Here is an 18,922-nt window from a genome sequence, read left to right on the forward strand (position 1 = left end):
TTCCGTGGGGAAGGGCGGTGCCGAGGGGTGAGCGAATAAGGAAATCTGCGATGCAGCGACGAACCGCCGACGGCCGAGCGTGTCTTGTTGAATTCCACGGCGGGGCCGCTGGCGCCGAATCGCGGCGACGGTCGGTCAGCCGCAGAAGGATCGATGCCCGCCTGGGGCCCCTTGGACGTCGCGGCTGGGTTGCTTTATCCTGCTGTGGTAGAAGACTGGACTTCTGAAGATTGCTCACCGCAACGAGATCGATACAAACACTCGGTTATAAGCTTAGGATTGACGCGCAAGATGACTCAACGCAAAGGTTCCGATTACGCAGGGCTATCGGTAGCGATCGTGACCCCGTTCCGCGACGGCGAGGTCGATTATTCGCTGCTGCGAAACCAGATCGAATTCCAGATCGATGCCGGCACCAACTGTATTGTCCCCGTCGGGACCACCGGTGAATCGCCGACGCTCACGCACGACGAGCACGAACGTGTGATCAGCGAAGTGATCCAAGCGGTCGCCGGTCGCTGCAAAGTGATGGCGGGAACGGGCAGCAACAGCACCGCCGAAGCCCTGCGATTGACTCAGCGAGCCGAACGCGAAGGTGCCGACGCGACGCTGCAAGTCGCTCCTTATTACAACAAGCCGATGCAGGAAGGTTTCTACCAGCACTTCAAGGCGGTTGCCGAAGCCGTCTCGATTCCGGTCTGCGTCTACAACATCCCCGGCCGCACCGGCAAGGTGATCGAAGCCGAAACGATCGCGCGACTGGGCGAACTGCCCGGAATCACGATGGTCAAGGAAGCCACCGGCTCCCTGGACATGTGCTCGCAAATTCTTAACCAGACCAACCTGACAGTCCTCAGCGGCGACGACAGCCTGACCCTGCCGATGCTGGCCGTGGGTGCCGAAGGCGTCGTTTCGGTCGCTGGAAATATCGTCCCCAAAGACATGCGAGCGATGGTCGAAGCGTTCGCCAACGGTTCGGCAGAAGAGGCGTTGCGGTTGCACCACCAATTGTTCCCACTCTGCAAGAACATGCTCGGACTGGCGACCAACCCGATTCCGTTGAAGGCGGCGATGCGGCTGTTGGGTCGCGATTCGGGCGAGATGCGGTTGCCGATGACCCCCTTGGATCCTGCGTCGGAATCCCAATTGGTGCAGACGCTGACCGCCTACGGACTCCTCTAAGGGTCCGCCGAGCGAGCTATTGGTGGTTTATGCCCCCCCTGTTTAACGCAGGGTGTTGCATCGGAGCATCATGTGTTGAGGTGTTGCGCCGCCGCGTCGACTAAAGCCTGTTTTTTGGTTGACACGCCGCCCGCCGAGTTTTCCCTATCGTAGGATTTTGCGTGGAACCTGGAGTCACATCAAACGATGCGACGTCGATCGGCTCCGCGGATCATGGGCGCACTCACTACTCAGCTCGGATTACAAGATGACTTGTCACGAATTGGCCAAACGGCTGCTCGCACTACAGCCGGAACTCACGCCTCAGAGCGTCGCGCAACTCGCCCTCCTGATCTTGAACGGGGTCAGCGATGCGGACGAACTGACTGACGACCAGACCCTGCTCCGCCATTGGCACAGCGCCAGCTTCCGCCTTCAAGCCGCCGCGGACCAACACGCTGCGATGACCGACGAACTCGAACAGTTGGCGGGCGATGGTCCCGTCAAGTTTGAACCCGACCAGATCTGGACGCTGTTGCGGGCAATCAAAGTGCAAAGCCAGTTGTTGGAACTGTACACCGACGAACCCGCCATGGTGTAGCGACGCCCTACGATTGAGTGGTCGACGCAGGCAAGCTACATTAATCGCCAATGAACCCAAGAAATGGTTCGCTGCGGCGAACTGTTGCTAGAGCCCTGGGCCCCACCATCGAAAAGGAAGATCCGCATGAGCGACGACCAGACGAACAGCGAGCAGCCTACCGAACCGAAGAAGGCGCAAAGGATCTACTTAATCCCGTTTCCGAAGTTCATCTTCATGTACCCCACGCTGCTGATCTCCCTGTTGGCCTGGGCGATCTTGGCAATCAAGGGCTACAGCACCGTCGAACCAGACGATTCGCTGCCGGTGATGATGACCGGCATCTTCCTTGGCGTGCTCGCTTTGAACACGTTTGTGATCGTCTTCGATTTCCCACGCGCAACCTCGCTGACGCTGATCTTTATCCTCACCACCGCGGCCCTCGGCGGCTGGATGGCGGTCAGCATGAAACCCGACCTGCTGCCGGCGGTTGAAAGCTGGGTGATGGCGCTGCGACCGGCAGCCAATTCGACCTTCTTCGGCTGCGTTAGCATCGGGATGTTGCTGATGTTTATCGCCGTCTTCGTCAGCGTGCGGATGAACTACTGGGAACTGTCCAACAACGAACTGCTGCACCACCACGGCATCTTGAGCGATCTAAAGCGATACCCAGCACCACAGTTGAGAGTCGACAAGGAGATCAACGATGTGTTCGAGTTCATCCTGTTGGGAGCCGGACGCCTGATCCTGCATCCCGCTGGCGAATCCCGCGCGATCGTGCTCGATAACGTCCTGTTTGTCGGCAACAAAGAACGGCTGCTGACCCAAGCCCTCGGATCGATCAAAGTTAAGATCGGCAACGACTCGCACTAATCGAAGTCGCACGGGGCGGCCGGCGAGCCGCCAGCGGCTCGAGCAAAAAAAGAGGCGACGGCACAAAGTGTCGTCGCCACAGCTGGCATTTCTTACTTGTTTTAAAATGACGCATCAGAGCGTCGTTGCCACAGCCACTGCCTGTTGTTCTTAATAGACGACGCCACGGCGTCTGTACGGTTGCCTGCTCTCGTGCTTGATAGACGACGCCACGAAAGTGTCGTCTCCACAGAGCGGCTTCTTCAGAGAAGTAACTTCGTTACAGAAGTGGTCGCCGCGAGCTTGCCGGCGAAGCGATTAGAACGGCACGTCGCCTTCGTCGTACGAGACTTCGGAGAAGGCATCGTTGGCCGATGCAGCATTTCCGCCGCCCGCTGGCGGAGCGCTACCAACCGCTTTGAAGCCCATCGCTTCGGCGCTCAGGAAGTACTTCACTTCGCTGTTGGCGTCCTTTTGCCACTTGCGACCGTTCAAACGATAATTGACTTCGATCTCGTCACCGACGTTCAGATCGTTGGCCAATTCGCAATTGTCGCGAGTGAACTCCAGAGGCACGTAGTTCGTAAAGCTGCCGAAATCTTGGCTCAGTACCACCATCCGCTTGCGGAACCCCTTGGCTCCGTACGTCTTGGTTTCCTCGACTAGGTGGACAATGCCTTTTACTTTTGCTTCACTCATAACACGGCTTCCATCACGGACGTTGCGAAATCTTCAACGCGCTCAGTAACACTGACGCTTCCTGTTATCGTAGCGATTTTCTCAGCCGATTTGAACCGGTTGCGGCCGCGTCCCCCGCCGAGAAGTCTCTTTACTTTGGCAAATGCGAGCCGCTAAGATCGATTAGGCGTTGCTTGCTCATTACACGGCTCAGGCAATGTTTACTCGCCCCCCGGCGAGCGAATCCCCCAACCGATAACTCTTCGATAAAGGCAAAACATGCTCTTGCGAACGCTCCTGGGACTGCTCGCGCTGACGCTTGTTTCGACCGCCACCGCCCGCGACGTCCTAGTCGTCTGCGCGACCGATCTCCGGCCGGCGATCGCGCCGTGGGTCGAATACCGGCAGAGCCAAGGGATTTCGGTCCACGTGCTCGACAGCAAACCGATGGCGGGCGATCTGGTCGCCGACCTGCAAGCCGCTGTCGCCACCAGCAATATCCGTCCCGAAGCGATCGTGATTTTTGGCGACTGCCGAATCCAAGGCCCTCGCTGGCCGGTCGATCCTCGCCAGCATGTTCCCACCCACCACCTGCCCAGCCCCGTCGCCGCCTCGCTCGGTTCGCTGCCGACCCTGGCAACCGACAGCCCCTACGGCGACCTCGACGGCGACGGCGCGATGGACGTCCCCGTCGGCAGGATCCCGGCAGCTCGCCCCGATCAGATCGCCGCGTTTGTCGATCGACTGAAACGCTATGAAGCGAGCCGACAATATGGTCCGTGGCGACATCAAGTCGACCTGTGTGCGGGGGTCGGCGGATTTGGCCTGCTGATCGATGCGGCGATGGAATCGGTTGTCCGCGGGATCCTGACGTCGCAACTGCCGGCCAGCATGCAAACACGCGTCACCTATGCGAGTCCGACCAGCCCGTTTTTTCCCGGCGCGAAGAATTTTTGCCGGACCGTGATCGACGGCTTTAATGGCGGCGGCCTGTTTTGGGTCTACGCCGGGCACGGCCACGTAACGCAGCTGGACCGCGTTCCGGCGACCGCTGCGGGGACGCCGATCTTAGACGCCACGACCGTTGGGCAATTGAAGCGCCCCGCGGAACGATCGCCGATCGCACTCCTGTTGGCCTGTTACACCGGCGCCTTCGACGCCAAAGACGATTGCTTGGCGGAGCAGATGTTGTTGGAACCGGGAGGCCCGATCGCGGTCTTTGCCGGATCGCGGATGACGCTCCCCTACGGCAACGCGATCATCGCGACCTCGATGATCCAGTCATGGTTTGAATCGCAGCCCGACACGCTGGGAGAGGTCTGGCTGGAAACGGTCCAACGCGCGACGCGCGATCCCGCCCAAGCCGACGCCGCCGCGCCAAGCATGCTCGACGCGATGGCGGCCATGATCAGCCCGACCTCGGATCGGCTGCCCCAGGAACGCAGCGAGCATACTCAACTGTACAACCTGCTTGGCGATCCTTTAATGCAGCTGGCTCACCCCGAGTCGGTGTCGCTTGAATGTCCCGTCAGCGCGTCACCGGGATCGCAGATCACCGTCAAGGGAACCGCGCCGCACGGCGGCAAACTGACGCTGGAACTGCATCGCCGAGGCGAACCGAGTCGCGACACACTGCGGGATCTAAGCGAAGCGGATCGGCACCGCGCGGCAAGCGATTCGCTGCTAGAACGGACAGTATGCGAAGTCGAACCGGGAGAATTTGCAGTCGAGTTGGCGCTGCCAGCCACGCTGACCAAAAGCTCTTTGGTATTGGCCCGAATCGAATCGGCCGATCGCTATTCGCTGGGGACCGATCGGATCTTGATCGATCTGCCAAAGCGTCAGACGCCCGCGGCCCAAGCCGCTGCGACGCGATAGGATCAGTCTGCCTTTTCGGCGACCTTTTCCAAGATCTCCAACAGCACGCGATCCGGCTCGATACCTTCGGCCTGCGCTTCGAAGTTCAACAACACGCGGTGTCGCATCGCCGGCAGATAGACTCGCCGCACATCTTCAAAGCTAACGTTAAACCGTCCTTCCAAGAGGGCTCTCACCTTGGCGGCCAATGCCAGCGTCTGCGCCCCACGCGGGCTGCTGCCCCAGCGAACGTATTGGTTCGTGATCGGCGTCGCCAGCGGGCCATCGGGATGTGTCGCCAGGACCAAGCGAACGATGTAATCCTGAACGTGCGACGCCAGGATCACCTCGCGAACCAGATGCTGCCAGCGAACGATCTCCGCTCCATCCATCACCTTGGTCGGTTGGACCGTTTCGCCGCTGGTCGTTCGCGCGATGATCGTCGCCAATTGCTCGCGGGAACTGTACCCGACGACTAACTTGAACATAAACCGGTCCAGCTGAGCTTCGGGCAGCGGATAGGTCCCTTCCTGTTCGATCGGGTTTTGCGTGGCCAGCACAAAATAAGGCTTGTCCATCGTGTACCGCGTCCCGCCGGCGGTCACGGTTCCCTCCTGCATCGTTTCCAACAACGCCGACTGAGTCTTCGGCGTGGCGCGGTTGATCTCGTCGGCCAGCAGGATCTGCGTGAAGATCGGCCCGCGTTGGAACTCGAAATTCTTCTGCCCGTCGCGTTCGACGATCATGTTGGTGCCCAGGATATCGGCGGGCATCAGGTCGGGAGTGAACTGGATTCGGCTGAACTGCAGGTCCAACGTTTCGGCAAGCGTTCGCACCAACATCGTCTTGCCCAACCCGGGGACGCCTTCCAACAAGCAGTGCCCGCCGATCAGCATCGACGTCAACACGCCGTGCACGATGTCGTCGTGTCCCACGATTACGCGGCCGATCTGTTCTCGCACCGCGGCGTACCGCTGTTGAAATTCTTCGGCCTGTTGTTGCATCGAATCTGCCAAAGTGCTCATGCGACATCGTTCCTGGTGACGGGGCGAAAAGAAGGGTTTCCGAGCCGGGCGGTCGAACGCCGCGTCGCTGGATGATTGATGCAGTGATCCACGCTCGGCGGGTTCAGTCCCAGCGATGCGTCGGGCGTTCGATGATCTCGCGAAGCAAAAACGCTTGCTGCACCCCGTTTGATGTTTGCAGCATGTCGATCAACGCCTTGGCGATTTCACCGTCGGCTAGCGCCTGCGATTGCGACGACACGTCGGCCGGTTCGCTCGCCAACTTGCTGACCTGATGGTCGAACACCTGTTGGATGTGAGCATCCATCTTGTCGTCGGCCTGGCCAACGCTACCGGCAAAATGCTCGGCCTGCAAATGGCGGCTCGACAACTGGCTGAACCCATCAGCCTCCTCGATGATCTCCGGCTCTACGATCTCTTCGACTTGCTGCTCTCGGATCTTCCGCTCGGCGCGACTGTCGGTGTACTGCGGACGCGGCTTGGCAGCCGGCGCTGCCTTGCGGGCCGCTTGTTCCTTGCGGCGTTGGGCGGCGCGGCGCAGAAACGCTTCGATGTCGTCGGACATGATTCAGCTCGGGGGTTCGCGTGACGTGGGTTAGCTCTGGGCCTGAGCTCGTTGCTGTTTCTGGATCGCCAATTCGCTGGCGTCGCGTGTCGATCGCGAGATCGCTTTCCGCATGTCGGTATCGGCGTTGATGTTCTGCAGTTTGTAGTAGTCGAGAATCCCCAGCTTGCCGCTGCGGAACGCTTCGGCCATCGCCAACGGCACCTCGGCTTGAGCGGCGACCAACATCGCTTGGCTGTTTTCGATCTCCGCCAACTTCTCCTGCTCTTCCGCCACCGCCATCGCACGGCGTCCTTCCGCCCGAGCGCGAGCGACTCGCGTGTCGGCTTCGGCTTGGTCAGCCTGCAAGCGAGCACCGACGTTGACTCCAACATCGATGTCGGCGATATCGATCGACACGATTTCAAATGCGGTTTGCGAATCCAATCGCTTCGACAAAACCCACTTGGAGATCAGGTCGGGATTCTCGAGCACATTCTTATGCCCGTCGGCGCTACCGATCGCGCTAACGATTCCTTCGCCGACGCGAGCGATGATCGTTTCTTCGGTCGCACCACCGATCAATTGCTGCAGATTTGCACGCACCGTGACGCGAGCTTTGACCTTCAACTGAATCCCGTCCTTGGCGACTGCGTCTAACGAAGGTTTAACCGATCCTCGCGGCGGGCAATCGATGACTTTTGGATAGACGCTCGTCTGCACCGATTCGAGCACATCGCGGCCGGCTAGATCGATCGCGGTCGCCTCGCGAAAAGTCAGACTGATCGTCTTCGCCTTTTTGGCGGCGATCAAGGCGCGGATCACTTGCGGCACGTTGCCACCAGCCAGGTAGTGGGCTTCCAAGGCTTTGCTGGTCAGTTCGGGATCTTCGATGCCAGCCTGCGTCGACATGATCTTGCCACGCACGATCGTCCGCGCGTTGACGTTACGAAACGTCATCCCCAAGAGGTCGCCTAACGTGACCTTCGCGCCAGTCAAAAGCGACTGAATCCACAGCCCAAAATAACTAAAGAAGACCATCGCAAAGACCATCATTCCGATGACCATTACAACGATGACCGCTAGCCAAAGGACGTTTGCGTCTTTGCCCTGAGCCAACAACATCAGTGAATTCAACGCCGCCATGGTGTGATCCTTACTTGAAGCAATTAATTCTATGGTTCAGGTGTTACCCCACGACCGCGGTAAAGTCAAGCGATCGCGGCGTTTGTGCCAATGGATGTTACGCCAATGGATCTTCTAAACTGTCGATTCCCAACTGTTCGATCGGTTGATCCAACGGCGACCCGGGCGGCTCGATCCGACCTCGGTTTTCTTCGACCGGTCGCGATGTCGCGCGGACGTGCAGTTTGCCCGAATCGACGCGAAAGACTTCGACATTCTGCCCGCGATCGATCACTCCGCCGGAACTGACCGCATCGAACTTCTCTCCATCGATTTTAATCGTTCCGTTGGGCAACATGTCGCTGGCAGCCACTCCCACGCGACCTTGCAGCGATTTAATCTTGCGATGGAAGTCGTCGTCGGGCAGCACATCGGGCAGAGGGTCTCCCGGCTGGCGAGCCATAATGCTGCGTCCCATCGGCGTCCGCGGCCATAACCGCACCGTCATCCCAAGGACGACTGGCACGATCACCGCAACCAAGACGACCATGATCATGCCCCATCGCGGGCTGACGGAAAATCCAACGACGATGCTACCGACCAGCGTCAGACCGCTGGCGATCGCCAGAACGCCACCGCTGGGAACAAAAAATTCGACGATGATCAACAACAATCCCGCCGCTAACAACGCGAAGGACCAAAACAAAGGGCCATCCATCAGATCCACTCAATTCGCAATAGATTTTCACCAAATGAGGGCAATCACACCAAGGCTCGCCCAGCCCCGCGGGAAGGTGCTTGGCGAACGGGTGCCGCCGGAGGCAACGCCTTAAGATTTTTTGGCAGTCGAACTGCACGCCGATGCGACGACACAGACCGCGCATCCGCCGGAGCAACCGCCTCCCTCTTTGGTCCCACAATCGGGACCGCAACCCTCGCGCAGCAGCTTGGCAAAATGGCGGCTGCGCACATGTTGTTCGTAAGCGTCGGCCAGTTCATTGGTGATCGCTTCGACATCGGAGTCGGTTTCGCCCAAAAAATGGAAGTACAGCGTACGGCCGTCAAACAACTGTTCGACTTCCAACAAAACGGCGTCGATTTTCGCCGCGACCAATTTATCGCGACACTCTTGGACCGCTTTCCGCTTGTATCGCTCTAATCGCTGTTGCAGCAATTCGTCCTGATCGGTCATCCGTCGCAGGATTCGGCCGCCACTGGCCTCGGCGTCGACATCGGCAACCACCTCGCCGATTTCCAAACCGCGCGAGGTTTCGCAGATCACGCGGTCGCCGCGTCGATAGCTGCCGCCATCGACGGGCCGATGCTGTGAAATGTCGCCCCAGGCACCTGTGCGAACCAGATAATGGCTGATCAAGTCGGATGAATCCGTTGGTGGAATTTGGAAAGCCCGTCGTCGACGGTCGCCGCAAGCGCAGCTCCATCGCTTCGCGCCCGCTTTGCTAGTCCATTTTCTCGGGATTCAGAGCCGAGTGCAACCCGCGGGGTGAACGGTTCTCGGTCGGGGCGAGGCGATCCGTCGCAGCCTCGCTGGCCGCAAGGCAACGACCGCGTCGCTGGAAACGCGTCGCGGCGAACCGCACAAACCAGGGTGGGCTTGCAGCGTCTGGTCCTGTACGATTTCAGCACGTCGCTGGCAGCGCCGCCGCGGCCAACGGGTTGTTGCCTCCATGAGAAAACTGTCGTGCAGGATCTGATCACCTTTCTGATACGTCGACTCGGCTGGATGCTGCTGACGCTGTGGATCGTATTTACGGTCTCGTTCTTCCTGATGCGGTTCGTGCCCGGTGGGCCGTTCAGCAGCGAGAAAAACGTTCCCGAGGCGATCAAACGCAACATCGAAGCGCGGTACGGATTAAACGATCCGCTGCCGACGCAGTACTTCCGCGAACTGGGCCGCGACCTGACCGGCGACTTTGGCCCCAGCTTCCGCCTGGAAGACTTTTCGGTCAACGAAGTCATCGCCCAAGGTTTTCCGATCTCCGCTTCGCTGGCGATCCTGGCGCTTTCCTTCGCGCTGCTGCTGGGTGTCACCGCGGGCGTCGTTAGCGCTCTGAAACCGGGATCGCTCGGCGACCTGACGCTGATGATCCTGGCGACGCTAGGAATTGCGATCCCCAACTTTGTCCTCGCCAGCATCCTGATCATCGTATTTGTGTTCGGATTAAATCTGTTCCCAACAGCCGGCTGGGGCAGCGCATGGCATCTGGTCTTGCCCGCGCTCTGCCTGGGTGCGCCGGTCGCCGCTTATATCGCTCGACTGACGCGAGCGGGTTTGCTGGAGACGATCGGGCAGGACTACATCCGCACAGCCAAAGCGAAGGGGCTGCCGATGTACAAGGTGATCGGCAAACATGCGTTGCGCGGAGCGTTGCTGCCGGTGGTCTCTTATTTAGGTCCCGCCGCAGCGCGCGTGCTGACCGGTTCGATTGTGCTGGAGCAGATTTTTGCGATCCCTGGAATGGGCAGCCACTTTGTCGAAGCGGCGTTGCAACGCGATTATTCGTTGGCGATGGGCTTGGTTTTGGTTTACACAGCGCTGCTGTTCTTGATGAATACGCTGGTCGACCTGTCGTATTCGATCATCGATCCACGTGTCAAGCTGGAGTAGGTTCACAGAAGATGGCTGATCCTGAGATCGCAACCGAACAGATGACCGACCAGCAGCGGGAGCATTACCGCCAGCTGTTGGCCGATGCGCAGCGGATCCAAGGGGTCTCGCTGTGGCAGGATGCTTGGCGACGCTTGCGTCGGCGACGCGCGTCGATGTTGTCGCTCTATTTCTTGATAGCGCTGGCGGTGCTCGCTTTCCTGACGCCCGCCCTGCCGCTGCAAAGTCCCCTCGATAAAGACCTCGACAATCGCCGCGGCATGGCTCCCAACCTGCAGTCCTATCGAATGGGACAGCGGCAGGATCTGCAATTCACCGACAACAGCTTGGCCGCCGAGGTCGCGCGGGTCAACGAATCGATCGCGACCTTGCAAGCCGAACGCGACAGCGCGACCGATCCGGAACAGCGCGAAGCGTTGACCGCCAAGCTGGAACAACTTAACACCACCGCCCATCCGTTCAGCCAGATGTGGAACCAATTGGATCCGCTGGCTTGGCAGCTGACGCGGCTGCGAGTCGCGATCTTCGGCGACTGGGCCGTCCCCAGCATCTGCGGCACCGACGACCTCGGCCGCGACATGTTGGCGCGACTGTTCTGGGGCGCTCGGGTGTCGTTGGTTGTCGGCGTGGTGGCCACGATTGTCAGCCTGGTGATCGGCGTCTCCTACGGTGCCACGTCGGGCTACTTTGGCGGCCGCGTCGATTCGATCATGATGCGGATCGTCGACGTTCTGTATTCGGTGCCGTTCATCTTCGTGGTGATCTTCCTGATGACCTTCCTGAGCGAAGAATCGATCGCCGCATCGCTGCAGTCGTTTGGCATCGACCAGATTACGATCTTCTACATCGTGATCGGAGCGATCTACTGGCTGACGATGTCACGGGTTGTTCGCGGCCAGGTGCTGTCGCTGAAACACGAACAATTTGTCGACGCAGCGCGAACCGTCGGCGCGTCGCAGCAACGGATTATCTTTCGCCATCTGGTCCCCAATGTGTTGGGCATCGTGATCGTCTACCTGACGCTCACGATCCCCGCGGTGATGTTGTTTGAAGCCTTCCTCTCATTCCTGGGACTAGGCGTTTCACCACCAGACGTTTCCTGGGGGCTGTTGGTCAACGATGGCGTCCAAGCGATCACGCCCCTGAAATCGCGATGGTGGTTGGTCGTCTTCCCCGGTAGTGCGTTGGCGGGAACCTTGTTTGCGTTGAACTTCCTGGGCGACGGACTCCGCGACGCGTTGGACCCAAGGATGAAGAACCAATCATGAACAAGCCGTTATTGTCTGTCGAAAATCTGGGCGTTGGTTTCGGAACCGACGACGGAATGTTGGATGCGGTTCGCGGCGTGTCGTTTGATGTCGCCGCGGGCGAGACCGTTGGGATCGTGGGCGAATCGGGCTCGGGCAAAAGCGTGACGAATCTGGCGATGATGGGATTGATCCCGATGCCGCCGGGGAAGATCACCAGTGGCCGGGCGATGTTCGACAACCAAGATCTGTTGGCGATGTCGCAGGAGCAATTGAGCGCAGTCCGCGGCCGTCGGATCGCGATGATCTTTCAAGATCCGATGACAGCCCTGAATCCGTTCCTGACGGTCGAAGATCAATTGACCGAAGTCACGCGATTGCACCTGGGTTTGAATCGCCGCCAAGCAACCGAACACGCGATCGAGATGTTGACCCAAGTTGGAATCAGCGCTCCCGAAAAGCGACTGCACGATTACCCGCACCAGTTCAGCGGCGGGATGCGGCAACGCGTGATGATCGCGATGGCGCTGTCGTGCAATCCCGAGATCTTGATCGCCGACGAACCGACCACGGCTCTCGACGTGACGATCCAAGCGCAGATTCTGGATCTGCTGAAAAAACTACAGCGTGAACACAACACCGCGATCGTGATGATCACGCACGATCTGGGAGTTGTCGCCAACATCTGCCACCGCGTGCTGGTGATGTACGCGGGCCGGATCGTCGAAAGGGCTCCCGTCGATCAGCTGTTCGCCAACCCGCAACATCCCTACACCCAAGGTCTACTGCATTCGATCCCACGCTGGGACCAACACGGCAGCGAACTGCTGAAAGCGATCGAAGGGCAGCCGCCTCACCTGGCCGAACTGCCCAGCGGATGCGCCTTCCATCCCCGCTGCCCTCACAAAATCGATCGCTGCTTGAGCGAGGATCCGCGCCTGGAGAACACTTCGGCAGAGCGGCAAAAGGCCTGTTTTGTCGACTTAAACCTCAGCTGACGCAGCCAGCGGCAGGGTGGTGAGGGGCGATGCAGCCGAGCGAAAAAGTCGTTTCGCCCCCCACAACGTGCTATCATGGGGCGAGATCGTTACACTAACGGTTTCGGAACGCGAGGGTCTCGTCTGCGGGACGTTGCGCGTTGGAGCAGATTTCATTCCCCATCCAGCAAGCACTTATCCTGATGAGCAATCAAAATCGTCGCGACTTCTTGCGCACCTCGGCCGTGGCCGGCGCCAGCGTTTCGGTCCCCTACTTCTTTTCGCGCAGCCAGACGTTGGCCGATGAAACAAAAGCCAAAAACGATCGGATTCCGATCGGCTTGATCGGCGCCGGCGGAATGGGGATGGGGAACATGCGAGCGGCGGCTGACTATCTCGACGTGGTCGCGATTGCTGATGCGGACAAGTCGCGGCAAGAGGCAGCCAACAAGAAGCTCAGCAACGGCAAGGCGGATGTCTACGACGACTATCGCAAAATCTTAGAGCGCGACGACATCAAGATCGTTCATGTCGCTACGCCCGATCATTGGCATACCAAACCAGTGATCGAAGCGATGCTGGCCGGCAAAGACATCTACTGTGAAAAGCCGCTGACGCTGACGATCGATGAGGGCAAACAGATCCGCAAGGTGCAACGCGAGACCGGGCGGATCGTGCAAGTCGGCACGCAACAGCGGAGCACGTTCCCGCTGTTCACCAAAGCGATCGCGATGGTCCAACAGGGGCGGTTGGGAAAGATCTTGCGAGTTCAAGCTGCGATCGGTGGCGCACCGACCAGCCCAGCGATCCCCGTTGCCGAAACACCTGCGGGACTCGATTGGGAACGTTGGCTCGGACCGGCTCCCAAAACCGACTACCGCTTTTTGGCCGATGACAAACGCGGAAAGACCAACGGCCACTATGAGTTCCGTTGGTGGTACGAATACTCCGGCGGCAAACTGACCGACTGGGGTGCTCATCACGTCGACATCGCGACCTGGGCGTTAAGCGTCAACGGGCAACCGACTTCCCCCGTATCGATCGGCGGCACCGCCAGCCATCCCGTCGAATATAAGGATGGCGTGCCACAGCAGAACGATCGCTACAACACCGCGACCGCTTTTAACTTTGTCGCCAAATACGCCGACGGCACCGAGATGGTGATCCGCAATGACACCGACAACGGCGTACTGATCGAAGGCGAGAAGGGGCGGATCTTTGTCAATCGTCGCAAACTGGTCGGCGCCCCGGTCGAAGAGCTCAAGGACAACCCGTTGCCCGAAGACGCGATCCAGAAGGCATACAAAGGTCTGCCGATGGAAGAGAACGAACGGAAAGCCCACTGGGCCAACTTCCTGAACTGCACGCAAACTCGCGACGAACCGATTTCCGACGTCCATTCGCACATGAAGATGCTGAACGTCTGCCACTTGGCAGGGATCTCGGCTCGACTGGGACGGACGTTGAACTGGGACGGAGAGAACGAGCAGATCACTGGCGACAGCGAAGCCAATGCGATGCTCGCGCGTCCGTATCGCGAAGGTTACGAAATCGAAATGTAATCGATCGAATAGCAGAAGCTTCGCACCACAAACAAAAACAGCACAGCCGATCGATCGGCTGTGCTGTTGTATTTTCATAAGCCTGACCGCCGTCGGGCGCGGTGCAAGCTTCGATGGAAGGTTGTTGCTTGGGCGTAAAGCTGCCGCTCTCTTAACGCGGCGGGAACTCTTTAAACGTCCCCATGAACTTCGCAACAAGGTCTTTCAGCGGAACCATCCCCTGCTTATGGCGGATGAACCAATCGTCGTAATAACGCGACTCATCCGGCGACATTTCAATCGGATCGGCTGGCAGATCGATGCCTTGCGAGGCGACCATGATCCAATCCCGTCGCGGTTCTGCGCCGAGAACGGGAACTTAAACTCTTTGCCCCACCGCTTTGCCAGCTTTGAGCAGCTCTGACCAGCTTCGATTAGTCCTCCGCATCGCCAGCGACGGACACCCAAATTGGGCGACAGCCTTCCTCTGGAACGAGGCCCCCGTGGGCTACTCACTCACCTGCGATCTGTTCTTGTCAGCGGATCGGTAACCGGCGATTCAGCACACCTTGTGAAGTCGACGCCTATTCACCGCGGAACGGATCAGTACCGCTCTCGCGACTGAGACAAAAGCAAATCCGCAAATCGGCGACTGCGATATCAATGCCAGCACCACACCGGAATCTCAGATTGTTCGCCTCGACTTCGCCTCGCCACAAACGAACAACCAACGGTCAACTGGGCCCGTGATACGTGGCCCGCAAGGCGTAACGAACCAATTAATTGATTTTGATTTGGAACTTCGCTGGTTTCGTTTAGCCCATTGTGGTCGTTAGCCCGATGACGAAGAGGTAGTGAAAAAAACATCTTGATTTTCTCAGCAATTCACACGAATTCGCTTCGGACAAAGCGGACTTCAGGTTATTGTTCCTGCTGATAAACCAACCAAGCTATCCATGCTCGAAGTGAAAGGCGATCCTGTGACCGAACCATTGGAAAACGAAGAGATGGAAGCATTGCGCAATCAAATCTGGGACTTCGTTTATCGTGCGGGGAATCCGCAAACGATCAATTCGATCGTCGACGATCTGCACCTGTCGGACGATTCGGTGCGTGAAGCCGTCCATCACGCTTGGTTTGTCTGTGAGGGCGACACCGTCGCTATCGCTTAATTCGCCTGCGATTACTGCCTGCCAGGGCTGGCTGATTTGCCAGCAAAGCACTAATCTTTTCCTCTAGCCACGACGGCATCTCACTGCGTGTGATGGAGGAACCTTCCCTTGTTGAATTCTGAAACTTCGCCGACCACCGATTGCGAATCGGATCCGGCAGTCAACGTTCAATCGACCCCGATCGGTAAAGGGGTCTTTGCCGATCGCGAGTTTCGAGCTCACGACGTCATCGGCTGGATCACGGGAAAGATCCACGACGATCCCGAGTACGGTTCGGAGTACTGCATCGACATTGGCGGAACTGCCACGCTCGAACCCGATGCTCCCTTCCGGTTCCTGAACCACTGCTGCGAACCAAACAGCCAGTTCACTTGGGACGAGCTCGAGGAAGACTCCGATGCGATCCCCGAAGTCTATCTGTTGGCGCTTCGCGATATCGAAGCGGGCGAACAGCTGACGATCGATTACAACTGGGCTGCCGATTGTGCGATCCCCTGCCACTGTGGCGCCGAGACCTGTCGCGGCTGGATCGTGACTCTCGATGAGATCGACCAATTGCCAGCGAAGAAACAGCAGGCTCGCTGATCCGATCGGCCGGAGCCCCGCTCACCAACGTTCAATCGCCGTTGGATGTGTCCATGTTATAAGCGCGCAACCGATCGCGGAGCGTGCCGCGATGGATCCCCAACATCTCCGCCGCCTTGGCGCGGTTGCCACCGGTATGCTCGATGGCGATCCTCAATAGCGCAGGTTCGCTGGCCGCCAAGAACCTTGCATGCAGATCGTGCAGCGGTTCGCTGGCGTCGGCGATCGCATCGGTCGCCCAAGCGGCAACGCTCTCCGCCATCGAACCGGCAAGCGATTGAGGCGGTTCCCCGCTGGCAGGTTTTGCCGGCGGAAAATCGGTAGCTTCCAACGATCGGCCGCGAGCGATAACCGCCGCGTGCTGAACCGCATTCTTCAACTCGCGAACGTTACCCGCCCACGGTCGCGACTGCAGTTCGGCCAGCAATTCGGCATCGATCGCTGCGTCGATCGCAGGATAGTCCATCGCTTTCAAAAAGTGCTGGCACAACAACAAGATATCCTCTGGCCGCTGGCGGAGCGGCGGAAGATGGATCTGCACGCCGGTCAAGCGATAATACAAATCCTCGCGGAACGTCCCCTGCCGAACGCCCTGGTGAAGATCGCAATTGGTCGCCGCGATGATCCGCACGTTGGCATGCCGCACGCGCAAGTCGCCGACGCGGCTGTATTCCCCCTGCTCCAGCACTCGCAACAGTTTGACCTGAGCGGCCAGTGGCAGGTCGCCGATTTCGTCCAACAGGATGGTCCCGCCCTGCGCTTGTTCAAACAGTCCCGCCCGATCCTCCGTCGCCCCGGTAAACGCTCCCTTGGCGTGACCAAACAATTCGCTTTCGATCAGGTCGGGATTCAGAGCCACCGGCGCGATCGGTATGTAGGGTTGGTCGGCACGTTGGCTGTTGCGGTGAATTGCGGCGGCGACAAGCTCCTTGCCGGTTCCCGTTTCCCCCGTGATCAGCACCGACAAATCGCTGGCGGCTACCAAGGCGATCTGCCGGAACGCCTGTTGCATCGCAGGCGACTGACCGACCAGCACCTGTTGCCCGCTGGGCATCGGTTGCGGAGTCGCGGGTTGATTGCGGCGGTCGGCCGCCGCTCGCAACGCCTGTCGGCAAGTCCGCTGCGCATCGGCCAAGCGAAACGGTTTGATCAGATAATCGCTCGCTCCGCGGCGAATCGCGCTGACGGCGGTATCCAAATCGCCAAACGCCGTCATCACGATCACCGGCGCATTGTCTGTCGCCGCCAAGAACTTCGGCAACGCCGAGATCCCATCCTCGTTGGGCAATCGGACGTCCAACAGCACCATCGCAGGCGAATGCTCTTCGGCCAATCGCAGGCCCTCTTCCGCCGACGACGCCGTCACGACGCGATGCCCCTGCTGAGTCAACATTTTTTCGAACGCCCAACAGATCGACGGTTCGTCATCGACAACCAGGACGACTGCACTGTTCGCGTCGGGCTGCCGTTTCGTCGCGGCATCGGTTTCGGTTTCTTTTTGCATGGTTCGTTTATGACACAATTCGGGCATAGAAGTCAAACACGGTCCGATCCCCGCGCCGCATCCAGACGACGCGGCCATCCAAATGCTCCGCCGCGCGGCTAACCACCGGCAGCCCCAGCCCAAGTCCTTCGGGCTTCGACGTCACAAACGGCTCGAACAACTGATCGATCATCTCCTCTGCAACGCCTGGCCCGTTGTCGCTTACCGAAACGTGCAGCCACTGCTGATTGCGGATCGTCGCCAGCACCTGAACATCGTCGGCGGTTTGCATCGCGTTGAGCACGAGGTTGGAGACCGCCGCCGATAACGTCGCGCCATCTTTGACACGATGGGTCGCGATCTGCGATTCCAAGTCCCAACCGACGTTCACGTTCAGATGCCGAGCGATCGGCGACAAGCTTGTGCGAACATCCTGCAGACAAGTCATCGCGTCGACGGGCTGATCCTTGTCCTGCCGCCCCGACGCAACCATCAACAATCGCCGCACATAGTCCTCGGCTTGTTCGATCTGACCGATCGCAACCTGCACTCCCTCGTCGTTCGATTGGCCACATTCGTCGGCGTGCAATTCGATAGCCATCCGAGCTCCGGTCAAACTGTTCCGCAATTGATGCGCCATCCCGCCGGCGATCTGATGCAGCAGCTTCTGTCCCTCCTGGCGATGGACTGTGGCCCACAACTGCTTCAGCTGCCGAGCCATGGTTTCGACGGCGGCTCCCAAGCGGCCCAGTTCGTCGCCGTTATTATCCGATACGCTCGATTCAAAGTCGCCCGCCGCAACCAGTTCGACTCGTCTCTGCAGCGCCGCGATCCGGCGCACCATCCGCTCGGTCACCACCAACGTGATCGACGCCAACGCAACGATCGTCGACAGTCCCGTCGCCAATGGCAGGATCGCCGCGCGGCGGCGAGCATCTCGCAGCAGCGACTCGTCGAACAGAATCAACACCGAACCGACGCGATCCGATCGCAGCGAAGGATTCCGCGTCTCAAACCGATAAGCCAAATAACGCCGATCGGGCAGCTTGAGCGTCTGCACAACAGCCGCTTCGCTGGCGCTATCGGATGCGGCCAGATCTTGCTGCAAATCAACAAGCGTCGCCGCCGGCGCGTCGATCGTCTGCTGCAGCACCTCGCCATCGGACGCAAAGGTCACCAATTCGGACTGCGTCAGTTCGGCCAGCAAGCGCAGAACCGCCGAGTTCAACGGGAAGTTCGACTGAGAAAGAGTCCGTTGAATTCCAACCCAGCGAGCCTGTAGGTCGCGAGTCGCCCAGCGTTCAGCCAATCCGTAGGAGGCCGCTGCGACGCCGACTGCAGCCAACAGCGAGCAGACGACCAACGGTGCTAACAATCGGATTCTTAGCGAACGGAAAGACACGACAGAACGAACCGCCAGAGCGAATGAGGATGAAAGTAAAATCAAGCCCGCGGCGCCGCGGGAA

Annotated in this window: 19 protein-coding genes; 10 read left to right on the plus strand and 9 right to left on the minus strand. The window is 59.2% G+C overall.

Annotated features, from left to right (window positions below):
• Nucleotides 1-291: 291 nt before the first annotated feature.
• The 3 genes from dapA to CA51_RS19190 all read left to right on the plus strand — a co-directional run bounded on the left by dapA (nt 292) and on the right by CA51_RS19190 (nt 2,614).
• Nucleotides 292-1,182 carry a 4-hydroxy-tetrahydrodipicolinate synthase gene (gene dapA / locus CA51_RS19180; protein ID WP_145122815.1) on the plus strand — a complete coding sequence of 297 codons (891 nt, stop codon included), beginning with the start codon at nt 292-294 and terminating at the stop codon, nt 1,180-1,182.
• Between the two features lie 247 nt (nt 1,183-1,429).
• The gene (locus CA51_RS19185; RefSeq protein WP_145122816.1) at nt 1,430-1,762 is read left to right on the plus strand and encodes a hypothetical protein; all 333 of its coding nucleotides are present in this window, start codon (nt 1,430-1,432) and stop codon (nt 1,760-1,762) included.
• A gap of 126 nt (nt 1,763-1,888) precedes the next feature.
• Nucleotides 1,889-2,614 (plus strand): hypothetical protein, encoded by a 726-nt coding sequence (locus CA51_RS19190; protein WP_145122817.1) that lies wholly within the window; start codon nt 1,889-1,891, stop codon nt 2,612-2,614.
• A 297-nt stretch (nt 2,615-2,911) separates the two neighbouring features.
• On the opposite strand, the gene CA51_RS19195 is transcribed toward CA51_RS19190, so the two are convergent.
• Nucleotides 2,912-3,292, minus strand: a complete 381-nt coding sequence (locus CA51_RS19195) for a DUF3127 domain-containing protein (RefSeq protein WP_145122818.1) — start codon at nt 3,290-3,292, stop codon at nt 2,912-2,914.
• A 258-nt stretch (nt 3,293-3,550) separates the two neighbouring features.
• Here CA51_RS19195 and CA51_RS19200 point away from each other — a divergent pair, with 258 nt between their 5' ends.
• Nucleotides 3,551-5,149, plus strand: coding sequence for a C25 family cysteine peptidase (locus CA51_RS19200; protein WP_145122819.1), 1,599 nt, complete (start codon nt 3,551-3,553; stop codon nt 5,147-5,149).
• A 2-nt stretch (nt 5,150-5,151) separates the two neighbouring features.
• Here the strand turns inward: CA51_RS19200 and CA51_RS19205 are convergent, their stop codons facing one another.
• From CA51_RS19205 to CA51_RS19225, 5 genes are all read right to left on the minus strand, one after another.
• A complete protein-coding gene (locus CA51_RS19205) occupies nt 5,152-6,153 on the minus strand; it encodes an AAA family ATPase (RefSeq protein ID WP_145122820.1) in 1,002 nt (333 codons plus the stop codon).
• A 103-nt stretch (nt 6,154-6,256) separates the two neighbouring features.
• On the minus strand, nt 6,257-6,718 hold the full coding sequence (locus tag CA51_RS19210) for a hypothetical protein (RefSeq protein ID WP_145122821.1): 462 nt from the start codon (nt 6,716-6,718) through the stop codon (nt 6,257-6,259).
• Between the two features lie 30 nt (nt 6,719-6,748).
• Complete coding sequence (gene floA / locus CA51_RS19215; protein ID WP_145122822.1) at nt 6,749-7,843, minus strand: flotillin-like protein FloA; 1,095 nt, start codon at nt 7,841-7,843, stop codon at nt 6,749-6,751.
• 97 nt (nt 7,844-7,940) lie between these two features.
• A complete protein-coding gene (locus CA51_RS19220; protein ID WP_145122823.1) occupies nt 7,941-8,540 on the minus strand; it encodes an NfeD family protein in 600 nt (199 codons plus the stop codon).
• Nucleotides 8,541-8,651: 111 nt separating this feature from the next.
• Complete coding sequence (locus CA51_RS19225; protein ID WP_231745784.1) at nt 8,652-9,197, minus strand: PSP1 domain-containing protein; 546 nt, start codon at nt 9,195-9,197, stop codon at nt 8,652-8,654.
• 327 nt (nt 9,198-9,524) lie between these two features.
• Between CA51_RS19225 and CA51_RS19230 the strand changes: the two genes are divergently transcribed.
• The 4 genes from CA51_RS19230 to CA51_RS19245 all read left to right on the plus strand — a co-directional run bounded on the left by CA51_RS19230 (nt 9,525) and on the right by CA51_RS19245 (nt 14,237).
• Entirely contained in the window at nt 9,525-10,451 is a 927-nt protein-coding gene (locus CA51_RS19230) for an ABC transporter permease (protein WP_145124253.1), read from the plus strand.
• A gap of 41 nt (nt 10,452-10,492) precedes the next feature.
• On the plus strand, nt 10,493-11,719 hold the full coding sequence (locus tag CA51_RS19235) for an ABC transporter permease subunit (RefSeq protein WP_197451857.1): 1,227 nt from the start codon (nt 10,493-10,495) through the stop codon (nt 11,717-11,719).
• Nucleotides 11,716-12,696, plus strand: a complete 981-nt coding sequence (locus tag CA51_RS19240; RefSeq protein ID WP_145122825.1) for an ABC transporter ATP-binding protein — start codon at nt 11,716-11,718, stop codon at nt 12,694-12,696. The genes CA51_RS19235 and CA51_RS19240 overlap by 4 nt, the downstream gene beginning before the upstream one ends.
• A 182-nt stretch (nt 12,697-12,878) precedes the next feature.
• Nucleotides 12,879-14,237: a Gfo/Idh/MocA family protein gene (locus CA51_RS19245; protein WP_145122826.1), complete on the plus strand. Its 1,359-nt coding sequence runs from the start codon at nt 12,879-12,881 to the stop codon at nt 14,235-14,237.
• Between the two features lie 151 nt (nt 14,238-14,388).
• Here CA51_RS19245 and CA51_RS25940 read toward each other — a convergent pair whose 3' ends face one another.
• Nucleotides 14,389-14,556, minus strand: coding sequence for a hypothetical protein (locus tag CA51_RS25940; protein WP_197451319.1), 168 nt, complete (start codon nt 14,554-14,556; stop codon nt 14,389-14,391).
• Nucleotides 14,557-15,172: 616 nt separating this feature from the next.
• On the opposite strand from CA51_RS25940, the gene CA51_RS19250 reads away from it, so the two are divergent.
• Together CA51_RS19250 and CA51_RS19255 are read left to right on the plus strand one after the other, a co-directional pair.
• On the plus strand, nt 15,173-15,388 hold the full coding sequence (locus CA51_RS19250) for a hypothetical protein (protein WP_145122827.1): 216 nt from the start codon (nt 15,173-15,175) through the stop codon (nt 15,386-15,388).
• A gap of 108 nt (nt 15,389-15,496) precedes the next feature.
• Entirely contained in the window at nt 15,497-15,973 is a 477-nt protein-coding gene (locus tag CA51_RS19255; RefSeq protein WP_197451320.1) for an SET domain-containing protein, read from the plus strand.
• Nucleotides 15,974-16,004: 31 nt separating this feature from the next.
• Here the strand turns inward: CA51_RS19255 and CA51_RS19260 are convergent, their stop codons facing one another.
• Nucleotides 16,005-17,366: a sigma 54-interacting transcriptional regulator gene (locus CA51_RS19260; protein WP_417736239.1), complete on the minus strand. Its 1,362-nt coding sequence runs from the start codon at nt 17,364-17,366 to the stop codon at nt 16,005-16,007.
• A 118-nt stretch (nt 17,367-17,484) separates the two neighbouring features.
• Nucleotides 17,485-18,831: a sensor histidine kinase gene (locus CA51_RS19265; protein WP_231745785.1), complete on the minus strand. Its 1,347-nt coding sequence runs from the start codon at nt 18,829-18,831 to the stop codon at nt 17,485-17,487.
• Nucleotides 18,832-18,922 lie beyond the last annotated feature (91 nt).

The sequence above is a fragment of the Rosistilla oblonga genome, assembly GCF_007751715.1.
Taxonomy (GTDB): Bacteria; Planctomycetota; Planctomycetia; order Pirellulales; family Pirellulaceae; genus Rosistilla; species Rosistilla oblonga.

Excerpts from the sequence above, each read along its gene's own strand:
- dapA (WP_145122815.1), top strand. The coding sequence starts at position 292 with ATGACTCAACGCAAAGGTTCCGATTACGCAGGGCTATCGGTAGCGATC.
- CA51_RS19185 (WP_145122816.1), top strand. The coding sequence starts at position 1,430 with ATGACTTGTCACGAATTGGCCAAACGGCTGCTCGCACTACAGCCGGAA.
- CA51_RS19190 (WP_145122817.1), top strand. The coding sequence starts at position 1,889 with ATGAGCGACGACCAGACGAACAGCGAGCAGCCTACCGAACCGAAGAAG.
- CA51_RS19195 (WP_145122818.1), bottom strand. The coding sequence starts at position 3,292 with ATGAGTGAAGCAAAAGTAAAAGGCATTGTCCACCTAGTCGAGGAAACC.
- CA51_RS19200 (WP_145122819.1), top strand. The coding sequence starts at position 3,551 with ATGCTCTTGCGAACGCTCCTGGGACTGCTCGCGCTGACGCTTGTTTCG.
- CA51_RS19205 (WP_145122820.1), bottom strand. The coding sequence starts at position 6,153 with ATGAGCACTTTGGCAGATTCGATGCAACAACAGGCCGAAGAATTTCAA.
- CA51_RS19210 (WP_145122821.1), bottom strand. The coding sequence starts at position 6,718 with ATGTCCGACGACATCGAAGCGTTTCTGCGCCGCGCCGCCCAACGCCGC.
- floA (WP_145122822.1), bottom strand. The coding sequence starts at position 7,843 with ATGGCGGCGTTGAATTCACTGATGTTGTTGGCTCAGGGCAAAGACGCA.
- CA51_RS19220 (WP_145122823.1), bottom strand. The coding sequence starts at position 8,540 with ATGGATGGCCCTTTGTTTTGGTCCTTCGCGTTGTTAGCGGCGGGATTG.
- CA51_RS19235 (WP_197451857.1), top strand. The coding sequence starts at position 10,493 with ATGACCGACCAGCAGCGGGAGCATTACCGCCAGCTGTTGGCCGATGCG.
- CA51_RS19240 (WP_145122825.1), top strand. The coding sequence starts at position 11,716 with ATGAACAAGCCGTTATTGTCTGTCGAAAATCTGGGCGTTGGTTTCGGA.
- CA51_RS19245 (WP_145122826.1), top strand. The coding sequence starts at position 12,879 with ATGAGCAATCAAAATCGTCGCGACTTCTTGCGCACCTCGGCCGTGGCC.
- CA51_RS25940 (WP_197451319.1), bottom strand. The coding sequence starts at position 14,556 with ATGGTCGCCTCGCAAGGCATCGATCTGCCAGCCGATCCGATTGAAATG.
- CA51_RS19250 (WP_145122827.1), top strand. The coding sequence starts at position 15,173 with ATGCTCGAAGTGAAAGGCGATCCTGTGACCGAACCATTGGAAAACGAA.
- CA51_RS19260 (WP_417736239.1), bottom strand. The coding sequence starts at position 17,366 with ATGTTGACTCAGCAGGGGCATCGCGTCGTGACGGCGTCGTCGGCGGAA.